Source organism: Enhygromyxa salina (assembly GCF_002994635.1).
GTDB lineage: Bacteria > Myxococcota_A > Polyangia > Nannocystales > Nannocystaceae > Plesiocystis > Plesiocystis salina_B.
In genome coordinates this window covers 14785-35841 of sequence record NZ_PVNL01000052.1, presented here as the reverse complement: position 1 = coordinate 35841, position 21057 = coordinate 14785, and the positions used below count along the sequence as shown (strand labels likewise).

At 69.2% G+C, this 21057-nt stretch carries 12 protein-coding genes; 8 read left to right on the top strand and 4 right to left on the bottom strand.

Features of this window, described 5'->3' with window-relative positions; all coding sequences use genetic code 11:
* Nucleotides 1–8 precede the first annotated feature (8 nt).
* The 3 genes from ENSA7_RS13940 (at nt 9) to ENSA7_RS13930 (ending at nt 4356) form a co-directional block, all read left to right on the top strand.
* Nucleotides 9–899, top strand: coding sequence for an alpha/beta hydrolase (locus ENSA7_RS13940; RefSeq protein WP_106089774.1), 891 nt, complete (start codon nt 9–11; stop codon nt 897–899).
* A 128-nt stretch (nt 900–1027) separates the two neighbouring features.
* Nucleotides 1028–1894 carry a S8 family peptidase gene (locus tag ENSA7_RS13935; RefSeq protein ID WP_106089773.1) on the top strand — a complete coding sequence of 289 codons (867 nt, stop codon included), beginning with the start codon at nt 1028–1030 and terminating at the stop codon, nt 1892–1894.
* Nucleotides 1891–4356 carry a hypothetical protein gene (locus ENSA7_RS13930; protein ID WP_146157667.1) on the top strand — a complete coding sequence of 822 codons (2466 nt, stop codon included), beginning with the start codon at nt 1891–1893 and terminating at the stop codon, nt 4354–4356. The genes ENSA7_RS13935 and ENSA7_RS13930 overlap by 4 nt, the downstream gene beginning before the upstream one ends.
* 12 nt (nt 4357–4368) lie before the next feature.
* On the opposite strand, the gene ENSA7_RS13925 is transcribed toward ENSA7_RS13930, so the two are convergent.
* On the bottom strand, nt 4369–4869 hold the full coding sequence (locus tag ENSA7_RS13925) for a YgjP-like metallopeptidase domain-containing protein (protein ID WP_106089793.1): 501 nt from the start codon (nt 4867–4869) through the stop codon (nt 4369–4371).
* A 138-nt stretch (nt 4870–5007) separates the two neighbouring features.
* Between ENSA7_RS13925 and ENSA7_RS13920 the strand changes: the two genes are divergently transcribed.
* From ENSA7_RS13920 to ENSA7_RS13905, 4 genes are read left to right on the top strand one after another with little or no spacing between them, the layout of a single operon-like run.
* On the top strand, nt 5008–5805 hold the full coding sequence (locus ENSA7_RS13920) for a protein phosphatase 2C domain-containing protein (protein WP_146157666.1): 798 nt from the start codon (nt 5008–5010) through the stop codon (nt 5803–5805).
* Nucleotides 5802–7703 (top strand): hypothetical protein, encoded by a 1902-nt coding sequence (locus ENSA7_RS13915; protein WP_106089770.1) that lies wholly within the window; start codon nt 5802–5804, stop codon nt 7701–7703. The genes ENSA7_RS13920 and ENSA7_RS13915 overlap by 4 nt, the downstream gene beginning before the upstream one ends.
* Nucleotides 7704–7745: 42 nt before the next feature.
* Complete coding sequence (locus tag ENSA7_RS13910) at nt 7746–8804, top strand: cysteine hydrolase family protein (protein WP_106089769.1); 1059 nt, start codon at nt 7746–7748, stop codon at nt 8802–8804.
* 28 nt (nt 8805–8832) lie between these two features.
* Complete coding sequence (locus tag ENSA7_RS13905; protein ID WP_106089768.1) at nt 8833–9636, top strand: hypothetical protein; 804 nt, start codon at nt 8833–8835, stop codon at nt 9634–9636.
* Between the two features lie 266 nt (nt 9637–9902).
* Here the strand turns inward: ENSA7_RS13905 and ENSA7_RS13900 are convergent, their stop codons facing one another.
* Nucleotides 9903–10310 (bottom strand): hypothetical protein, encoded by a 408-nt coding sequence (locus ENSA7_RS13900; protein ID WP_106089767.1) that lies wholly within the window; start codon nt 10308–10310, stop codon nt 9903–9905.
* A gap of 232 nt (nt 10311–10542) precedes the next feature.
* On the opposite strand from ENSA7_RS13900, the gene ENSA7_RS13895 reads away from it, so the two are divergent.
* Nucleotides 10543–12027, top strand: a complete 1485-nt coding sequence (locus ENSA7_RS13895) for an OmpA family protein (protein ID WP_106089766.1) — start codon at nt 10543–10545, stop codon at nt 12025–12027.
* A gap of 562 nt (nt 12028–12589) precedes the next feature.
* Here the strand turns inward: ENSA7_RS13895 and ENSA7_RS13885 are convergent.
* On the bottom strand, nt 12590–14851 hold the full coding sequence (locus ENSA7_RS13885) for a hypothetical protein (protein ID WP_106089764.1): 2262 nt from the start codon (nt 14849–14851) through the stop codon (nt 12590–12592).
* 321 nt (nt 14852–15172) lie between these two features.
* Complete coding sequence (locus ENSA7_RS13880) at nt 15173–21049, bottom strand: alpha-2-macroglobulin family protein (protein WP_106089763.1); 5877 nt, start codon at nt 21047–21049, stop codon at nt 15173–15175.
* Nucleotides 21050–21057 lie beyond the last annotated feature (8 nt).

Below are 21057 nucleotides of genomic sequence, written 5' to 3'. Positions count from 1 at the left end.
TCCCATCCATGACAAATCCACAGCTCGCAGTCGTTCATCAATTCATCACGGCCCAACTGACCGGGTCGACCGACCTCAGCGTCGAGGGCATGCGCAACAGCCTCGACGCCGCCGGTAAGCTGGCGCCGCCGCTGCCCGGCGTGACCTGTGAGGTCGTCGACACCGGGGTGGTCCGATCCGAATGGTTTCGGCCCGACGAAGCCGACGAGGCCCGCACGATCCTGTTCGTCCACGGCGGCGGCTACATGCTCGGCTCGATCGACTCGCACCGCGACCTGACCAGCCGCGTGGCGCTGGCGTCGGGGGCCAACACGCTGTCGATCGAGTACCGCCGCGCCCCCGAGAGTCCGTTTCCCGCCGGGCTCGACGACGTCGTGGCCAGCTACAGGTGGCTGGTCGAGACCGCCGGCAAAGACCCCAGCAAGATCGCGCTGGTCGGCGACTCGGCCGGCGCCGGGTTGGTGCTCGGTGCCACCCTGCGGATCCGTGACGAGGGCCCGCTCGCGCTGCCTGGCGCGCTGGTCTGCATGTCGCCGTGGACGGATCTGACCTGCACCTCGAGCTCGCTCGCGACCGCGGAAGATCCCTCCGCGCAGGCGCCCTACGTGGCGATGATGGCCCAGGCATACCTCGGTGGTGCGGACCCCAAGCACCCGCTCGCGTCGCCGCTGTTCGCCGACCCAGCTGGGCTCCCGCCGATCTTGCTGCAGGCCGGCGCCGCGGAGGCGCTGCGCGATGACAGCGAGCGACTCGCGGCCCGCTGCAAGGAGGCGGGCGTCGACGTGACGCTCGAGCTGTGGGACGAGATGTTCCACGCCTTTCAGCTGTGGGCGGGCATGCTCGACGAGGGCAAGCGAGCGATCGAGCACATCGGCGCGTTCGTTCGCGCAAAGATCTGAACCGCGCGCCCGTCAGCCGAGCCCGTTCGCGAGCGTGGGTTGATCCATCCTCGCGCGAGGGGCTCGCGCGAGGGGCTCGCAAACTGCTTGCACGCGCGCGTGGGCGACCGGTAGCATTGGGTCACCGCATGCGAGCTTGGCACTTCAAAGCGCTGGATCTGGACGCTGCGTGGGACACCTACGAGACCCGCGGCGCAGGGGTCACGGTCGCGCTGATCGACACGGGCGTCGCCGACATCGAGCCGCTCGCCCACGTTCGCCGGTTCTCCGCCGACGGCCTCGAGCGCCCGGCCAAAGGGCACGACCTGAGCCCAGTCGCGCACGGCACCCAGACCGCGTCGATCCTCGCCTCGCGCGACGAGTCGCTGCTGGGCGTCGCACCAGACAGCAGCTTCCTCGCGTTTGGCGTGGCGGGCTCCACCGGTGAGCCGCTGCCATCGTTGGTCGGCCGGGCCATGCAGTCGGCCGTGAAGCTCGGGGCGGATCTGATCTGCTGTCCGTTCACGCTCGCCGAGATCACCGACGAGTTCGCGGCGGGGCTGGCCTCCGCCCGCGCGGCGCAGATCCCCGTGATCGTCGCGGCCGGCAACGATATCCGCATCCGTCCCGTGTTTCCGGCCGCGACCGACGACGTCTTGGTCGTGGGCGCGACCTCCAGCCACGACCGCATCGTGACGCGGTTCAGATGGGAATCATGGATGCCGGTGTCGGCACCGGGCCTGAAGATCCCAACCTGGACGGGCCGGGGCGACACCTCGAGGATGTTCTCGGGGACCAGCGCCTCGACGCCGATCGTCGCCGGGATCGCGGCGCTCGGGCTGGCGTACGCGACGAGCCTCGACGCAACGGGCGCGGCGACCCTCGACGTCCGACGGCGGCTCTCGTGCCTGCTCCGCGACAGCTCGCGATCTCCGGCCGAGCATCGCCGCGTCGATCCTGGCGGGTTCTTGAGCGCGATCACCACGCTCGTCCGCGCGCGGACGCATCCCACATGACACACCTAAAACCGCTCGTGGTTGGCGCGCTCACGCTCGCGCTCGCGCTCGTATGGCCCACCGGGTCCGTCCATGCAGGCGAGGGTGACGAGCCTACGGCCCCGACCGCGCGCGAGCTTGCGAAGCGTAAACAAAAGCTCGAGTTCCTCGACGAGGCCGAGCGCACCCGCGTCGGTCAGACCGCGCCGTTCGTGGTGCGCACCAACGCGATCGCTGCGGACACGTTCGCGTCGGAGCTCAGCGGGATGTGTGGTCAGGTCAGCGGCTGGCAGCGGCCCATGCCGATGACGCCCGAGCGGATTATCGAGCTGCTCAGCGAGCGCCCGCTCGCCAAGCGTATGGCCGCGGCCAAGGACGCCGACGTCGTCGCGATCGTCACGCTCGCCCGCGAGCTGGCCGACATGTTCGCGGGCCTCGACGCGATCTGTCGGCGCGCGAGGTCCGGCAAGCTCGAGTCTGCAGATCTCCAGCTGTTGCGGCTCGATCACGCCAGCGAGCTCGACCGCGGGCTCGCGCATGCGTCTCAGATCGTCGAGATCGCCGGATCACAGCTCGCCGAGCTGCTCGAGCAGGCGCGAGATTACGCCAGCGCCGAGGCGCTCGCGGCCGCGAAAGCCACGCTCGGGCCCGCCGCCGAGACCTTCATCAGCAAGGCGCAGGTCGAGACTCCAGGCAAGAGCGCCTCGGCGCTCGCGGTGCCGTCACTCGGCGCGATCGGCCAGACCGCGTTCGAGGGGCTCGCCGAGTTCCTGATCGATCGCGCCAAAGAAGAGACCCTCGCCTACGTGCAAGAGCAGCTCGTCGAGCGGATCTGTGCGCCCACGGCGGACACGCGGGTGTTCATCCCGGTCACCTGTGACACGCTGCTGAGCGTCGGGTCCACGCTCTCGGTCGCGGCGATCGGGGCCAGCGTGCACGCGTCGATCGTCCGAGATCTCGAGCTGCTGCCCGATCGCGCCCTCGTGCTCGCGTGGATGACCGCGCCCGAGGTCGCCTACCCCGGCACGCTCGCGCGCGTGGTCATCCCGCTGGCCCGAGCCGCCCGCGCGCGCACCAACCCGGCCGACTTTGCCGCCAGTCTCCACGCCAGCGAGGAGCTGGAGTGCGAGACCCTGGCGCCGCCAGGTCACGTGACCGGCGACCAAAACTGCGCCGACACGATGGCCGTGCTGCGGCTGGCGTCGATGCTGTCCTACGCGATCGCCAGCAACTCGTCCGCCGTTCAGAAGCTCCATCCGGCCTACCTCTCGGTCGGCGTCGCGTTCACGCTCGAGCAGCGGTTCGCCGAGCTCCCGGTCCGCGCCCAGCAGCGGATCCTCGCCCAGCTCGGCTCGACCCGCTTCGAGATCCAGCCCGGTCAGCTCGAAGCCCTGACCCGCGCGGTCGTACAGCTCGAGGATGGCATCATGGCGCTGCGCAAGTCGATCGCCGAGCGTGTCTCCGCGAGCGCCGAGCTCGGACCGATCCTCGACGCGGACATGTATGGATTTGCGACGATCGCAAGCAAGCAGCTCGCGCTCACCGGGCACCATGCGCTCGCCTTGCTCACGGTCGCCAGCCCAGCCCGCAGCGAGGAAGGTCCCAAGCCCAAGCCCAAGCCCTGGACGCTCACGCTCGCGGCCGAGCTCGAGCACGTCCACGACTACATCGAGCTGGCCCACGCGTACGCCGACGAGGACTGGGCCCGCGCGGCGATCGACACGATCCAGCTGACCGTCGCGCTGATCAACGCGCGCGCCCCCGGCAAGTCGACCGCGTTCGACCAGCGCATGTCCGGCGTCCGGCGGTACATCCCGCTGTTCATCGAGCTCGGCAACGCGACCTCCAGCGACGAGGTCAACCTGGCGCTCCAGTCCGCGTTTCCAGCCGGCGGCTTCAAGCGCAAGTATCGGCAGGGCGCGGTCTCGATCAACGGGTTCCTGGGCGTCTACGCCGGCGCGACCCTGTCCAACGAGCTCGACGCGAACGACCAGCTCGCCTGGGGTCGGACCGGCGGCGAGTTTGCGATGTTTGCTCCGATCGGCGTGCACGCGACCGGCCCCGTCGGTGTTGGTGCCAAGCGGCCCTGGCACCTGGGCGCGCTGATCTCGGTCGTGGATCTGGGCGCGATCACGACCTCCAAGTGGCTCACGCAGGAGACCAGCGCGCCAGTCGACACGAGCAACGGCACCAGCCAGACCGAGCTCGGCGAGCCGGCCGCGTTCAACCTGGCCGGGCTGCTGTCGCCCGGGGCGTACTTCACGGTGGGCATCGCCAACTCACCGTTCGTGCTCGGGGCCGGCCTCTCGCTCAACCCCTTCGGCCACAAGCGCACGATCACCGGGCGCGACTCGGTCGGCGACATCGAGTCGGTCGACAAGACCCTGCTGCCGGTCCTGCGCTTCGGGGCCTTCTTGGCGGTCGACATCACGCTCGTCAGCTTCGGGCTGCGCTGCGGCGTGCGCTGCCCTAAACGCCGCTGAGCGGTGGTCGCCCTACCGCGGGCTACCCAGATCGAGCCACGTCAGCCACAGGCGCATGTCGAACTCGATCTGGTGGTAGTCCGGCAGCATGTGACAGCACAGCCGATAGAACGCCTTGTCGTGCTCACGCCCGCGCAGGTGGGCGAGCTCGTGAACCACGATCATCTCCAGAAACTCGGGCGGCGCCTGCTTGAAGATGCTCGCAACCCGTAGCTCGTGCTTGGTCTTGAGCTTGGCGCCCTGGACCCGGGTCGCATAGGTGTGGGTGCCCAGCGCGTTGCTCAAGGTGCTGATCTTGTCGCAGTAGCGGACCTTGGTGAGCGGCGGTGACGAGGCCATGTCGGCCCGCTTGCGCGCCATCACGTAGGTGTACAGGGCGGCGTTGTTGTTGATCTCGTGGGTGTTCGGGTAGCGCTCGGCTAACACCGACCCGAGCCGCCCGGCGTCGACCAGCGCGCGGACCTGCTCCTGCAAGTCCGCGGGGTAGTGAGCCAGGTACTTCATCGACTGCATCGACTGCATGGGGCGGCCTCGAGCGCGCGGGCATGATCGTCGCCGAGGTCAGCGCTGTCCACCCGTGACGGGGCTTGCGTAAGCTCACCCGCGCTCGCTTCGACTAAGTGTCGATCATACACTATCAAGAGTGTGCACATGACACGAACGTCGAACCCACCCCGGACCGCACCCTCGCTCTCGAGCTGGCGGGCTCACGGTGGCAGCGCGATCGGGGCGGATCACCGCCGCAGCGGCCGCGGCAACCAAGACGCGTGGTACGTGCAGCGAAGCGAGCTGGCCGTGGTCGGCGTCGTCGCCGACGGCTGCGGCAGCGCGCCGCACAGTGAGGTAGGCGCGTGGCTCGGCGCCCGGCTGTGGGCCGACGCGCTCGCCGGACTGCTCGATGATGGGCTGACCCCCACGCAGCCGCAGCTGTGGGACCGCGCCTGCGCGCGCAGCCTCGAGCGGCTCGCCGCGGTGGTCGAGGCCTTGCCTGGGTCGTCCACCGCGCTCGTCCACGAGGCGCTGCTCTTCACCCTGGTCGGGTTTGTGCTCACCCCTGCGCAGCTGGTCGTGCACGCGATCGGCGACGGCGTGGTCTGGCTCGACGGCCAGCTCACCACGCTCGGGCCGTTTCCGGACAACCAGCCGCCGTACCTCGGCTACGGGCTGCATGGCCCGACCCCGCCCGTGCAGGTCATCCACGCGGTCGACCCCGCGCAGGTCGAGCGGCTGATCCTCGCCACCGATGGCGCGGTCGAGCTCTCGATCGAGCGGTTCGCCGATCCCCGCTACCTCCTGCGCCCTCACGCGATCCAGCGCGAGCTGGCCCAGCTCAACCGCGAGACCCAGAACATCGACTGGTCCGCAGAGGTGGTCGAGCGCAGCCACGGGCGGCTCGCGGATGACACGACCCTGCTCGTGCTCGGGCGCGAGCCTGGGAGGTCCGCGTGACCGTGTGGCTGGGGCGCGACCGCGTCGATCACCGCCAGCTCGTGCGGCTCGGCGCTGGCGGTGAGGCCGAGGTGTTCGCGCTGCCCGACGGCCGCGCGCTCAAGCTGTTCAAGGGCCCCGACCACCCGGATCTTCGGCCGTTCCCCGAGCAACGCGACGCGGCCGCCGCCCGGCTCGAGGTCCATCAGGACAAGCTCCACGCGTTCCCGCCCGACCTGCCCGAGCGCGTCGTCCACCCCGAGCAGCTGGCGACCAGCGGGCTCCGGCGGCGCCGCGTGGTCGGCTACGCGATGCGGCGGATCGAAGGCGCCGAGCCGCTGATGAGCTGGGGCGACCCTCGGCGTCGACGCGCGGGGATCAGCGGGGCCCGGGTCGTCGAGGTCCTCGTCGATCTGCACCGCACGCTCACCGCCCTGCACCGTCGCGGCGTCGTGATCGGCGACTTCAACGATCTCAACGTGCTCGTGAGCAGCGGCGGCGCGGCCTGGCTGATCGACGCCGACTCGTTCAGCTTCGCCGGGTTCGACTGCGGCGTGTTCACCGAGCGCTTCGTCGACCCGCTGCTGTGTGACCCCAACGGCTCGGCGCCCGCGCTGATCCGCCCCCACAACCAGGCCTCGGACTGGTACGCGCTCGCGATCATGGTCATGCGCTCGCTGCTGTGTGTCGGCCCCTACGGCGGGGTGTTTCGCCCGACGCCCGGCGAGGCCGCGGTCGTGCACGCGGCCCGTCCCCTGCGGCGGATCACCGTGTTCGATCCGCGGGTCCTCTACCCCAAGCCCGCGCTGCCGCTGCACAGCCTGCCCGACCAGCTGCTCGAGTGCTTGCGCCGGGTGTTCGCCGAGGATCTTCGGACCCCGATCCCGCTCGCGCTGCTCGAGTCGCTCGCGTTCACGCGCTGCCGCAGCTGCGGGCTCGAGCACGCCCGCTCACGCTGTCCCGCGTGCACCAAGTCGCTCCCAACGCCGCAGCGGCAGCTGGTCCGGGGCGCCGTCCGTGTCCACCCGGTGCTCGCCGCCCGCGGCCAGATCCTCGCGGCGGCGCTCGATCGAGCTGGCTGCCCGCGGCTGCTCGAGTCCGAGGGCGGTCAGCTGTGGATCCACGAGCCGCGCGGGCGCGTCCCCGTGGCCACGCTCGCGCCCGGCCAGCCACCCGCGCGCCAGTGCTGGCTCGACGACGGCTGCGCGTGGGTCTGGAACGGCGAGTCACTGGCGCGGGCGCCCGCAGCCCGGGCCACGATCGTCGACGTCGTCGAGGGTGAGCTCGCGCTGGCCTGCCACGGCGATCACCGGGTCTGGATCAGCGGCGGCCGCGTGCTCTCGGACGCCAGCCGTGGCCCCCACGAGCGCGCGCGAGAGCTGGGCCGGGTGCCGCCCAATCGGACCCGCGTGTGGCTGGGCCCCCGGTTTGGCCTGGCGCTCTACAGCGTGGGCGCGCTGCCGATCCCCGCGACCTTCGATCCGACCCGCCCGGGCCTCGACGACCGCCACACGCTCGCGCCGATCCGTGGTCGGCTCGTCCGCGCGGGCGCCCAGCTCTCGGCGACCCACGCCTGGCTGTTCATGCTGCTCGAGCGCGGGCCCAGCTTGCGCCTGCGGCTCGACGTGCTCGGCCGCGACGGCAGCGTGCTCGGCTCGGCCGAGCTCGACGCCGAGGATCCAGCCAGCCGCGACGCCTGGACCCGCTCGCTCGACGGCGCCGCCGCGGTCGGCTCGATGCTGCTGGTCCCGACCGACGCCGGCATCGTCCGCGTCGAGCTCGTCGGTGGCCGGCCCGAGCTGACCCGCAGCTTCCCCGACACCGCGCCCTTCGTCGACGCCGCCTGCTCGCTGCTCGCCGGACAAGCGGGCTTGCTGATCGTCGACCGCGAAGGCGTCCGCCGCATCGAGCTCGGCTGAACCTCAATTGTAAACGGCCCCTCACCCAAACGGAGACCACCCATGTCCACCATCCTCCCGATCCCCGACTTCTTCGACCCTGACGCCGCCGCCCGCTGGGACTACCGCGCGGACCATCACGCGCTCGCCGGTCACGCCCGCGAGTGGATCGATCGCCATCAGCTGCGCCCCGCGGCCGGCGACGCCCACGAGCTGCACCTGCTGCTGATCGACGTGCAGAAGGACTTTTGCCTGCCGGAGGGCAGCCTCTACGTCGGCGGCCGCAGCGGCACCGGGGCGATCGACGACAGCCGCCGGATCGCCCGCTTCATCTATCAGAACATGGCGCGGCTCACCCGGATCACCGCGACCCTCGACAGCCACTTCTCGCACCAGATCTTCTTCCCCAGCTTCTGGCTGGACCGCGACGATCAGCCGCCGCCCGCCCACACGATCGTCACCACCGCGGCGATCACCTCGGGTCAGCTGCGCCCCAACCCCGCCGTCGCCGGCTGGCTGTGCCGCGGCAACTACGGGTGGCTGCGCCAGCAGGTCGAGCACTACTGCCGCGAACTCGAGCGGGTCGGCAAGTACGAGCTCTACCTGTGGCCGCCGCACTGCCTGCTCGGCAGCGACGGTCACGCCCTCGTCGGCGTCGTCGACGAAGCCCGCAGCATGTTCTCGCTCGCCCGCGGCATGCAGTCATGGATCGAGGTCAAGGGCGGCAACCCGCTGACCGAGAACTACTCGGTCCTGCGCCCAGAGGTGCTCAGCCGCCACGACGGTGCTCCGCTCGCGCAGCGCAACACCGCGTTCATCGAGACCCTGCTGCGCGCCGACGCGGTGATCATCGCCGGCCAGGCCGCCAGCCACTGCGTCAAGAGCACGATCGACGATCTACTCGACGAGATCGTCGCCACGGATCCATCGCTCGCGCGCAAGGTCTACATCCTCGCCGACTGCATGTCCGCCGTGACCGTCCCCGACGGCCGCGGCGGGTTCGCAGCGGACTTCAGCGACCAGGCCGAGCAAGCCCAGCAGCGGTTCGCCGACGCCGGCATGCACCTGGTCCGCTCGACCGATCCGCTCGACGCCTGGCCCGAGCTGCCTCGCGCGTCATGACCCCCACCCAGCAATAGGAGCACCGATCATGTCCAATTCGAACACCAACAAGCCCGGCGCCAAAGCCCGGTCACTGCTCACCAACGCCCGCGCCCAGGGCACCTTGTCCAAGGCCTCGATGGCGACCCTCGACGTGCTGGATCTCGGCGCCCAGATCCAGGCCGGGCTCGGCGTCGAGGTCGACGACGTCCCTGCAGCCGAGGTCGTCCTCGTCAGCCTGATGCCCGACGACTCGGGGTCGATCCGCTTCGCCGGCAACGCGGACGCCGTCCGGCAGGGCCACAACCTGATCCTCGACGCGCTCGGCACCTGCCGCCAGGCCGCCGAGATCCTCGTCCACAACCGCTACCTCAACGGCGACGTGCTCTACCCCTACATCCCGCTCGAGCACGCCACGCGCATGACCAAGGCCAACTACGATCCCAACAAGGGCACGCCCTTGTACGATCAGACCGTGGTGTTGCTCGCCACCGTCCTCGCCAAGTCCCAGGAGTTCGCCGACAACGGCGTCCCAGTCCGAACCGTCACCTTGCTGATCAGCGACGGCGCCGACGTCCACTCGACCCGCGCGACCGCCACCCACGTCCGCCCACTCGTCGAGGACATGCTGCGCGCCGAGACCCACATCGTCGCCGCGATGGGCATCGACGACGGCAGCACGGACTTCCGCCGGGTGTTCACCGAGATGGGCATCCAGGATCGCTGGGTCCTGACACCCGGCAGCAGCACCAGCGAGATCCGCTCGGCGTTCCAGGTGTTCTCGCAGTCGGCGGTCCGCGTGAGCCAGGCGGCGCAGTTCTCCCCCTCAACCCTCGGAGGGTTCGTGAACTAGTAGCAACAACATCGCGAGAACCTCCACTCGTCCGGGTCGGAGCCAACGTTCCAACCAACGTAGAGCGCACAAAAGGCCGCAGATGGCCCCAACCCGGCGTATCTACGCACGTGGAGACTAACGAAGCCACCCCCGTCGGGCCAAGACGATCCCCGACAGGAAGCTGCAAACCGAGACTGAAGTAGACCTAGCCGGGTTGGGGCCGTCTGCAGCCCGTGCGCGCTGCCCCGCCGGCACCCCCCCCCGCCCAACCACCAAGAACAACCCTATTTCGACTTCACCATCCCCAGACCAAACAACACCACGAACACAGCCAACGGGATGAAGTACGGCATGAACCCCATTCCGAACAGCCGGAAGGTCTCGAGCCCGACCATCATCTCGACCGCCAGGACCGCCCCCGCGATCATCAGGGCCCCCACGGCCTCGGGCCAGTCCGCCTCGATCTTGAGGCCGCCCCAGAACACCAGGACGCCGAGCACGGCCATGATCCCGACGATCGCCCAGCCGGGCAGGCCCAGGAAGCCGTCGAGGGCGGCGCGGGCGTCGTCGGGGTTGGCCCACACGAAATTGGCGACGAGCAGCCCCACGAGCAGCAGCCCAGCGAGGATCACGTAGGTCCACACTCGGGCCTTGGAGCCCCCCATGTATTCTTCTTCGACGGTCTGGGCCATGACCGCGCCATCGTACCCGGGCCCGCCGCGTGGGGTCGAGGACTTGTTGCTCGCGCTCCCCTGACCTGGCGCGCTGGCTCGGAGATGGTGATCCGCCGATCGCCAACGAGTGGGACCCGTCCCAGAATTCCCCGAGCGCGGGCGGGGCACCGCGCTTTTGTCAAAAACCTGCGTATTTCAGCTCGACCGGGCACAATTCGCAGTCAGGGCCTCCGCGGCCCAGGAGCGACCGATGCGACTGCGATTCCCCTCTTTAGTGTGTGCCCTCGGCATCACGGTTCCCTCGTTCGCGCACGCGTGGGCGCCCCCTGACCAAGCCGAGGCGAGCGGTGAAGGCTCGGCCGAGCTGAGCCTGTCGGGCGATGGTGCGGACGCGAGCACCGAAGCCAACACACAAGCCAGCACCGAGACGACGCCCGAGCCTCGGACCCGCAAGTGGAACCCGCGCAAGGACCAGAAATGGATCAAGCGCTGGGCGCCAGAGCCCCACATGTTCGAGCTTGGCGTCTACGGCGGCCTGTTCCGGCTCAACGGTGAGCATGAGCTGTTCGAGCCCAACGCGAATCTGCCCATGCAAGGCTGGCTGCCGCTGCGGCGGAGCAACCCCGACCTGGGCGGGCGGATCGGCTACTACCCGCTGCGCTTCTTCGGCGTCGAGGCCGAGGGCGGGGTGATCCCCGGCAAGCTCGACGATGGCAGCGGCGCGGGCGTGATGCCGTTCACCGTGCGTGGCCACGCGGTCGCGCAGCTGGGGCTGTGGAGCGTGACGCCGTTCGTGGTGGTCGGCGCGGGGATGCTGGGGATCAACGGCGGCGGGCCGCTCGGCCGCGACATCGATCCAGCCATGCACTTCGGCGCGGGCGCGAAGATCTATCTGAACCGCTGGGTGATGCTGCGGCTCGACCTGCGCGACGTCGTCAGCCACTCGCTGGGGGTGGAGAACACGTTCGTCTCACACAACTTCGAGGGGCTGCTCGGGCTGTCGATTACGCTCAACCGCAAGAACGTCCCGCCCGCGCGACCCGACGAGCCGGTCGTGATCCCGGCCGGGCCTGGCGACCGCGACGGCGATGGGATCCTCGACGTCGACGATCAGTGCATCGACGATCCCGAGACCGTCAACGACTACCTAGACGACGACGGCTGCCCCGAGTCCGACCGCGACGGTGACGGGTTTTGGGATGACCAGGACACCTGCCCGGACGAGCCTGGCGTCGAGCCCGACGGCTGCCCGCTGAAGGACACCGACGGCGACGGGTTCACCGACGACGTCGACAGCTGCGTCGAAGAGCCCGAGACCGACAACGGCTTCGAGGACGACGACGGCTGCCCAGACGAGGTCCCGGCCGAGGTCCTGCGCTTCTCTGGCGCGATCAAGGGCATCACCTTCGAGACCAACAAGGCCACGATCGAGCGCAGCTCGCTGCCGACCCTCGACGAGGCGATTCGGATCCTTCAGCAGTACCCCAGCGTCCGGATCGAGATCACTGGCCACACCGATGATCGTGGGAAGTACGATCACAACATGCAGCTCTCGCGCGAGCGCGCCGAGTCGGTGATGAGCTACCTGGTGGGGATGGGGATCTCCGAGGATCGGGTGACGACCCAGGGCATGGGTCCCGACGTGCCGATCGACACCAACGACACCAAGACCGGGCGCGCCAACAACCGGCGCATCGAGTTTCGCGTGATGACGGGCAAGCTGCAGTCACCGTAGTCCCTGGTGGAGGGGCTTCGCAGCCGAACGATGCTGCTGGCGCAGAAGGGGGAGGCGAAGGGGTCAGATCCCTTCGCCCACGACTCGCTTCTCGAACGGCGAGAGTCAGCCCCCACCTGGTGAGCCACCGCCTGGAGTCGGGACTGAGCAACGACTCTTGTCCGCTCACCTCTCGTTGTCGTGCCCTACTCCTGCTCGCAGCAACACTTGACGGCGTCGTTGAGCTGCCACTCGATGGGCTCGTCACACTCGAGCGCGAACAAGAGGCCGGCCAGTTCGGGGTCCTCGCACCACTCGAGAACCGAGTAGAGCCGGTACGTGTACCCTCCACACCCATGGGCGGCACACGTCGTCCCCTGCGCCTCGCATGCCTCGGCGCAGGTCGAGATCTCCGTTCGAATGGAGCAGTCAGCGTAGGTTGGTGTGCACGCCCCCTCCTTGCATTCGCCGACGCCGGGGAACTCAGGACCGGCGAGTTGGCACATCCCGTCACAATCAGAATCCACGGGGCGCGAACTGCACGCGGAGAGGAGTATCAGCACGAACACGGCGTGGCGTCGCATTAATATGATCCTCCGAAACCCACGGGATAGGCCCCACCGGGTGTCTGGAGCGGTGGCTCGCAGGCGAAGTCTTGGTCGTTCGGCAGACACCGCCACAGCGGACTCGCTGAGTTTGGCTCGCTGGGTTTGTACCAGAGTATATCGGAGCATCCGTCATCATCGAAGTCGGCGACGTATGGGCTGTAGTCCAGATGAGTTGACAGCACGCGAGAAATATACGTCTCGTCCTCGAAGAAATACCAGATCTTGGATGTCACGTGCACCGCTTCCGCGTAGGAAGCAAACCAAAGAATATCATCGACTCCGTTGCCGTCGAAATCACCGACGAACGGGCGGTAGTCGTGAGTAATGGTCGCACCCGCGACCTCAAAGAAGATCGATGCCACATTGCTCTCTGACCACCACATGAGATCCGCGCCGCCACCGGCTGAGTACCACAATAGGTCAGTCATCGCGTCCCCGTTGAAATCACCGACGATCGGTGTGTACTCGACGCCTTTTTCAAGGCCCAGTGTTCCGGCATCTGAGGGACCGTTGACGACAAAATTGAACCCTTGTCCCATCCACCTCCACGACGACACCCCGTTGTTCTGCGGATCGTACCACATGATGTCGTTCCGTCCCCCCGCGAACCCGCGGAAGCGGCCCGCGAGCGGGTAGGCGTATCCGGAAAAGTTCATCGGGTACGTGACCACGTCTCCGTCTTCGAGCACGAGCAGCGCATCCTCCTCGGGCCCGGGTCGGTACAGCAGGATCTGATCTGCGTTCCCACTCTCAAAGCTGCCGACGACCGGCACCGAGAACCAGTCCAGATCCAGGTTCACCGCGTCGAGCTCCGCGCCCTCGTTGAGCAGCAACGAGTCCGCCAGCGCCGGGCCCGGCCCATGAAACAGCACGTCGAGATCGAACGCCCCGCCGCTCAGCAGCGCCGGGCTCGGCCGCACTCGGCCCTCACTGTCGAACGCCCCCATGCACGGAGGCGCGCTCCCGTCCGCGCACAGCTCCTCCACCGCGAACTGGATCGGCTGCCCTGGCGCTCCGGTCGACGACCAGCGCTGCATCCGGGCGCTGCGGCTGGTCTGCCACAGGATCCCCGTCTGCCCGAGCCCATCATACGCATAGTCGTCGACTTGGCTCACCAGGCCCATCATCGACGCACGCCGCCGGCCCCACGTGTATTGATAGTACGCGCCCAGTCGATCCCAAGCCGAGAGCCACGGCACGTTGGGGTTGACGCCCGCACAGAAGTCGTTGGCCATCACCGAGCTCCTGTCGGGTGGGGTCAGGCCACGCCAGGGGATCTCGCCGAGGCCGTTGCAGCCGCTGTCGGGATCTTGCTCCTCAGGCCAGCGCAGGTGTTCGTGGGTGAAGCCCAGCACGTGCCCCAGCTCGTGCAGCGCGTTGATGCGCGCCTCGTTCTCGTTGTCGAAGAAGCGCTGCAGTCCAAACACGATCTCGGCGTCCCCGTCGATGTTGGCCGGATCTTCAAACTCGTACTGAGGGAGCGCCTCGATGAAGACCCGACCCCCGCAAGCCCCCGTACACTCTGGTCCGGTGCGCACACGAAAGTGTATGCCATTCTCGCCGGGCTGACATTGACCGGAGGCCTGCGCCTCCGGGCTGTCATACTGCGCCAGGTGAACGAAGTTGACGTCGCCGGCCCGCTCCCAGGCCCGCGTGGCCCACTCCATCGTCTCGATCAGCAGCGCGACGTGTTCTGCGTGAAGCTCTTCGTTGGCGGACAATGATGGCAGAACCCAGCCGACGCACCACGTGAGCGTGAGCTTGCGGCCCGAGCTCCACGCGGCGTCGAAGCCCCCTTCATCGTAGGCGGCCGCGGTTGGGACGGGCGGTTGGGCGCCTTTGCTCGCCTGCTCGTGCAGTCGGTCGTAGAGCGCGTGCAGGTCGGCGTCTGTCATGGCCTGGTCGCCTTCGACGAACCAGTAGTTGCCGAAGCGCTCGGCGTACCTCGCGGCGAAGTCCTCGAAGGTCATCTGACCGAACGCCGGGTTGATCGGCGTAGGCACGACCGGGTCGGGCTGCCTGGCTGGACCTGTGAATTCGATCCGGCTCTGATGCTTGGCCAGCGAGCCGCCAAACGCCTCGGGTCCGTTGAGTTCCTGCGGGACAGGGGCGCCATCGATCGCGTACCAGTTCTCGTCGCAGTCATCGCCGCCCGGCAGCGGCGGGCCCGAGTCCCCACCATCGGTGCCGCCAGACTCCCCCAACGGCGGAATGACCTCGTCTGCGGAGCAGGCCATTAGCGCGAGCGTGGCCAATAGAACGCTCAATCCAGAATGTCCTGGGGCTCTCATGTGTGCCTCGTCAGCGAACGTGATCGCGGACGCCAGATAGATCACAGTCTGCGCAAAGATGCACAGTGACAGCTCAACTAAGTATGTTCTGCACCCGTGTGAAGAGCATCGTATGACCACGGCGTCGTGAACTCAAGTTGTTTCTCGAATTCAGCCCGCAATCGGTGCGCGGAGCTGGTTCGCTATCCCAGCGCCACCAAAGCTCGTTGCTTGCTTGGGGCCGATCGCCGTCGCCGCTGCCCATGACGGCGACCGCGACCGATTCGCTCAGTTGACCGACACCCGGGCCGAGGCGGTGCGCCCGTAGACCTCGGGGTAGTACATCATCTCCGCGCTCGCGGGCGGCATCACGTACTCGCCCGGGGTCGTGGCCCGCAGCCACACGGTGTGGACGTGCTCGCCCGGCACCAGGCGATCGACGAACACCACCGCCCGATCCCGGCGCAGCTCCTGGTGGCTGACGAACCGGCCGACCGAGCCCGAGATCCGCATCGCGGCGGTGCCCTTGCCGAGCCCCATGTCGATCGCCTCGAGCCCCGCGGGCAGTGGCAGCTCGACGGCGACGTGGGTCAGCTCCGAGCGGGTGGTCAGGGTGACGTCCATCGCGAGCAAGGTCCCGGCCGGGATCGCCCGGTTGGCCGCGATCCGTCCTGACTCGTCGCGGATCGTCCGATGGATCTCCAGGCCCTCGGACCGCGCGGGTAGGTTGGTCGCCGTCGAGGCCCACTCGAGGCCGACGCGGTAGTACATGCGCCCGGTCCCGGCCCGCTCGAGCAGCAGCCGGCTGGTGGTGGGGTCGACACGATCGGCGGCCAACAGCGCGGGCATGTCCGTGAACCCCGACTCGAACGCGAAGCTGCGGCCCTTCACGCGGACCTTGGCGACCGCGGTGCGGTCGAGCCAGACCCGGCCTTCGAAGTCGGGCTCGTCGGCCTCGTAGATGCGCGCGTACTCGGCCAGGGCGATCAGCGCGTAGGCGTTCTCCTGGGTGTTCGACCAGCGACCGCCGCGGCGGGCGTCGAGCAGCCCGCGGGCCAGCTTGGGCACCAGCACGTGCTCGGGATCGAGAGCCAGCATCGCGCTCAGCATCATCGCGCTGCTGCGCACGTTCGAGTCCCAGTACCAGGTCCAGGTCGTGTTGGCCTCGATCCGCGCGCTGGCTTCGCGCTCATCGACGAAGCTGCGCAGCTCACCGAGCATCGCGGCCGCCCGGGGATCTGCGCCGTCCTGATCGTGGATCGCCATCAACAGCATCGCGCGGGCAAACATCGGCAAGGTCGTGCGCCGCTCGTGCAGCTTGGTCAGCGCGTCGCTCGGGGCCAGCTGGGCCTCGGCCAAGGTCGCGAGCGCGAGCGCGATCTCGATGTCGCGTCCGGTGCTCGAGCCGAGCTCGGCGGCCCAGCCACGGACCTGGCCCAGCAGGTAGGCTTGGGCGCGGTCGAGCATCGCGTCGGGGACCGCGTGGCCGGCGAGCTTGGCCCGCCCGAGCACCCAGGTCGCGTACGCGCTGCCGTACGGACTCGCGGTGGTCGCCCCCGGCCAGTAGCCGAATCCGCCGTCGTCGAGCTGCATGGATCGCAGCCGGGCGACCCCAGCCTCGACGTACGCGTCGGTGTCGGCGATGCCCAGCGGGTAGGTCTTGGCCAGGGCCCCGAGCGGGATCAACGGTAGCAGCGAGCTCGACGTCTGCTCGACGCAGCCATGCGGATAGTTGACCAGGTACGCGACGGCATCCTCGACGCCGCCGAGCATGCTCGAGCCGATCGACACCGACAGCCCGCCGAACGCTGGATCCGCGTCGGCCGGGAGCTCGAAGGGCAGCAGCGCCGGGCGGTCGGCGTCCAATGTCCCGTACACCGCGACGCGGTCGCTCATGGTGCGCTCGGCCTCGATCGGCAGCTCGAGCTCGACGGCGTCGACCTCCGGCTTGCCGGTCGTGGGGCGGACCTTGGCGCGGGCGGTGAACTTCGGCGTGCCGGTCTTGTGCGCGCGGACCTTGAACGGGACCCGGACCTGTCCGCCGGCCGCGATCGCCACGGTCGCGGTCGCGGGTGACAAGAGCTCGAGGGCCTGGGTCGGATCGTCGAGCGTCACCTCGATCTCGGCCTTGCCCGCGCCCGCGCGCAGGTTGTCGACCAGGACCCCGACCTCGGCGCTGTCGCCCGGGCGCAGGATCCGAGGCAGCGCCGCGCGCACGACGATCGGCCGGGTCACGCGAACGCGCGCGTCGGTGGTGCCAAACCGGGCCTCGACCTTGGAGTCTTCGATCGGCGACGACACCAGCGCGGTCACGCGGAAGGTCGTGAGGTTGTCGGGCAGCTCGCCCGACAGGCGGGCCACGCCGTTCGCGTCGAGCTCGGCGTCACCAATGAAGATCGGCGCCGACTCGAACTTGCTGCGCGCAGGCGGCTCGACGTTCGCCGTCCCCGAGCGGATCATCGGCGCCCGCGAGCCGCGACCGCCAAAGCCCCCGCCAGATCCGCGACCGTACCCGTACCCGTACCCGCCGAGCGCAGACTCGGGATCGGCGGCCCAGCCGTTCACGAAGTCCCTGCGCCAGTACCTGTCGCTGCGAGCGACGTACGCGAAGATCAACGCCGCGTAGCCATCGGCGAAGCCGAGCCCGCCCGCGAGCGCGACGGTGAACGCGTCGACGAAGTTCGGCAGCTCGTGGGGCGCGAGCGCGAGCACGGCCTCGTCGACGGCCCACACGCTGACGTGACCGCGGATCGGCTGGTTGTCCTGGTCGCGGGCGTGGACGACGATCGGCAGCGAGTCGCCAGCGTTGGCCTCGCGCGGGACGTCGAGCGCGACGCTCAAATTCCGGGTGCTGTTGTCGAGCGAGACCTTGGTGTGAGCGGTAGCCAGGCGCGGGTGTTCGCTCGAGTCGCCGGGCTGGATCATCACGGCCCACAGCTCGGTGCCTGGAATCCACGCGTCGGTCGCCGTGAACGTGAGCTCGGCGACGCCCTGGCTGAGATCGACCCGATGGACCTCGTGGATCGCCCCCTTGGCGATCAACACGACCCCTGCCCCGCTCGCCCACGGCGCAGTGACTCGAGCGCGGATCGCATCGCCGGGCTTGGCCTTTTGGTGGTCGACCTCGATCGACAGCTTGGACCGCCGCGTGGTCGACCAGGTCCAGCCCGACTTGTGCGGCTCGGGCACGTAGACGCTCGCGCTCAGCGTGGGGTGGTAGCCCGGCTCGCGCTTGTCGGCCGCGACGATCTCGACCGTGTAGCGACCGTGCTCGATCGCCGCGAACCGACAGCTCGCGTCGCCCTCGAGCGTGTTCGTCTTGCACGCGGGCAGCTTCTTGGTCCGCTCGCGCCGGCCCGCGTAGGTCCGCTTGCCGTTCTCGGTCACCCACTCGTCTTCGTACCAGCGGCGCTCGAGCCTGACCTCCACGCTATTCGCTGGCCGCCGCGCGCCGTCGAACTCCAACGTTGCGATCGGGATGTCGAGATCCTTCCCGGGGAGGACATGCCCGGGCACCGACGCGGCCAAATAAAATGGGGGGTGGACCCACGCGCTGGTCTCGGCCCCGACCTCGCGCTGGGTCTGATCCGCGAGCGCGACCGACCAGGTGCAGTGGGCTGGGCGTCCAGGATCGAGCGCCTGCGGCTCCAGGCCGGTCTCGACGTGGCCGTGCTTCGCGGTTGGCGGCAGCGGAATCGAGATCCGCGGCACGCCGTGCATTGAGTAGTGCGCGGCGCCTGGGCTCACCCGCCACTCGGGCGCGAGCCCAGGCGGGCGAAAGTTCGACTCCCGGCAGTCGAGCGCGGTCCGCATCCGCTCGATCGGGACCGGCCCACCAAAGTAGTAGCGAGCGTTGACGTCGACCGTGGTGGTCTCGCCGTGATGCAGATCGGCGCGGGCCACCTGGGCGGAGACCTCGAACTCGGGCGCGACGAAGTCCTTGACCTCGAGCTGGGCGCTGCCCGAGCCATCGAGGACCGTGGCCGTGACCGAGTAGTTGCCGAGCGGCGCGCTGGCCGGGACCGGCAGCGTCGCCCAGAATTTACCGCGTCGCTTGGGCGTGACCGTGCGCGTGGCGACGAGCTCGTTTCGGTAGTCACGCAGCTCGAGGGTGATCGTGGCCTTGGCCGGGAGCGGCCGGACCCCGGCGAGCTGATACGGGCCCGCGACGGTCGCCCAGCCGATCGCGCGGACGACCTCGCCGGGCCGGTAGAGCGCGCGCTCGGTCGTGACCGCGACCTTGGCGGTCTCTCCAGTCCGCAGGCCCTTCGGCGCGGTCTCGGGGCGACGCAGCGTGGCGATCGACACCAGCAGCTTGTCGTCGCCCTTGCGAACCCGCAGCAGCGCGTGCTCGGGCAGCTTGGCCGCGCCGGGCAGCGAGAGCAGCCCCGACCCATCCGTGTTGCCGAGCACCCGCCGAGCCCCGCCGGGCGCGTCGATCAGCTCGACCTCCGCGTCGATCACCGGCTTGTCGCTGGTCACGTCGGCGACGCGGACCCAGCTGTCGGTCAGCGAGCCGATCACGCTCACGCCGAGGTCACTGATCTGGACCAGCCCCCGCTCGGCCGACGGCATGGTTCGGTTGGCCGCGCGCGGGAGCAGCTTGGTGACCGAGGCCTCGAACAACACCGCCGCCGGCTTGCTGCCCGTGAACCGGTGAAAGTCGAGCTCGGTCGCCGCCCACGCGAACTGGCCCTGGTGCGCGGGCGTGATGTGCTCGTCGAACCGCTTCGCGCCGCTCGTTGGCCACGCGATCTCGCCGAGCGGCTGGCCAAGCATCTGCTCGTGGGTTTTATCGTCGAGCACGGCGACGCGCAGCCGCAGCTGCTCGGCGTGACGGCTCTCGATCCCCGCCCGCGGCGTGCTCGACTGGATCAGCGTGCCGTGGCCGTTCGATACGCTCAGCTCCGGCGGCGGCTCGACGAAGTCGACCTCGAACTCGGTCTCGCCCACGAAGATCTGGCCATGGACGTCGCGCAAGCTGGGGTCGACGCTGACCTTGTAGTGCCCGCCGTCGGCGTAGTCGCCCCACGCGAGGATCGACCAGTAGCTGTTGCGGCTGTCCTCCCGCCAGTCCTCGCGATCGTAGGCGAGCGTGTCGAAGCCCGCGCTGGCCGGGCTCACCCGCACGCGACGGGCCTGGGCCCGCGTGACCGGAGCGGAGAACATGACCTGCAGGGGCCCGAGATCGCAGCCGTCACCAAAGTCGCCCGCGTAGCACTGGACCCCGACCACCCGCACACCTGCGGTGACCGCAAACGACATCGTCTCCTCGCGCCCGGTCGGCCGCGGGCCCAGGTTGCCGACCAGCCCATCGTCGACACGAATCAGGATCTCGCGCCCGGCCGGCCAGTGGGTCTTGGGGTAGATCTCGAACTGGGACTCGCGCCAGCCCGAGTCGTCCCGCTTGCCCTTGCGGACCCCGATCGCGACCGATGTGGCGTGCCCGCGGGCGTCGATCGCCTCGGCGTGAACATGCGGCTGCAGCTGCCGAAGCGTGGTCTCGTCGCTCACGTCGAGCAGGACCTTGGCGTCCCAGTGGTACTCGATCAGCCCGTTGGCCTCGTCGTCCGCGAGGATCTGATCGTCGTCGCTGACCCACACCGACACCGTCGGCGGCTCGGTCGCGAACGAGAATTCGGCCTTGGCCGAGAACGTCGGGCCATCGACCGCCTGCAGCTGAGCGTCGAGTTTGACCTGCCACACGTGCGCCAGCGGCAGCGCGGCTTCGGGCGAGAACACCAGTCGGGTCGGCTCGGCAAAGTACAGCTCGCCCGCCAGCGGGGGCTCGATGACCAGGCCCAGCGCCTGGGGGTCGAGCCGGTCACGCTCGCCGAGCGGCACGACCGGCCGGTTGAAGCGAAACTCGATGTCCGCGTACTCCCCGGTGTCGCCGATCGGCCCAAACTCCTCGAGCCTCGGCGGCGGCAACACGGGCACGTCCGGCGCGACCGGGGGAGAGGTCTCGACCGCGTCCAGGTCCAGCCCCGCTGCGCCCGTGTCCGCCAGCTCGCCAGGCTTGAACGCCGCGAGCACCTGCGTGTTGGCGTCGATCTCCGGCGGCCCCTCGGCCAGGGCCGCCCCGCGCTTGGCCTTGCACCCGGCCGCGAACACCAGGGTCAGCAGTATGAGCCCCAACCACCGACCCCACCTCTCGCGCGACATCACCCCAA

Excerpts from the sequence above, each read along its gene's own strand:
- ENSA7_RS13930 (WP_146157667.1), top strand. The coding sequence starts at position 1,891 with ATGACACACCTAAAACCGCTCGTGGTTGGCGCGCTCACGCTCGCGCTC.
- ENSA7_RS13905 (WP_106089768.1), top strand. The coding sequence starts at position 8,833 with ATGTCCAATTCGAACACCAACAAGCCCGGCGCCAAAGCCCGGTCACTG.
- ENSA7_RS13880 (WP_106089763.1), bottom strand. The coding sequence starts at position 21,049 with ATGTCGCGCGAGAGGTGGGGTCGGTGGTTGGGGCTCATACTGCTGACC.
- ENSA7_RS13895 (WP_106089766.1), top strand. The coding sequence starts at position 10,543 with ATGCGACTGCGATTCCCCTCTTTAGTGTGTGCCCTCGGCATCACGGTT.
- ENSA7_RS13940 (WP_106089774.1), top strand. The coding sequence starts at position 9 with ATGACAAATCCACAGCTCGCAGTCGTTCATCAATTCATCACGGCCCAA.
- ENSA7_RS13885 (WP_106089764.1), bottom strand. The coding sequence starts at position 14,851 with ATGGCCTGCTCCGCAGACGAGGTCATTCCGCCGTTGGGGGAGTCTGGC.
- ENSA7_RS13935 (WP_106089773.1), top strand. The coding sequence starts at position 1,028 with ATGCGAGCTTGGCACTTCAAAGCGCTGGATCTGGACGCTGCGTGGGAC.
- ENSA7_RS13920 (WP_146157666.1), top strand. The coding sequence starts at position 5,008 with ATGACACGAACGTCGAACCCACCCCGGACCGCACCCTCGCTCTCGAGC.
- ENSA7_RS13900 (WP_106089767.1), bottom strand. The coding sequence starts at position 10,310 with ATGGCCCAGACCGTCGAAGAAGAATACATGGGGGGCTCCAAGGCCCGA.
- ENSA7_RS13925 (WP_106089793.1), bottom strand. The coding sequence starts at position 4,869 with ATGCAGTCGATGAAGTACCTGGCTCACTACCCCGCGGACTTGCAGGAG.
- ENSA7_RS13910 (WP_106089769.1), top strand. The coding sequence starts at position 7,746 with ATGTCCACCATCCTCCCGATCCCCGACTTCTTCGACCCTGACGCCGCC.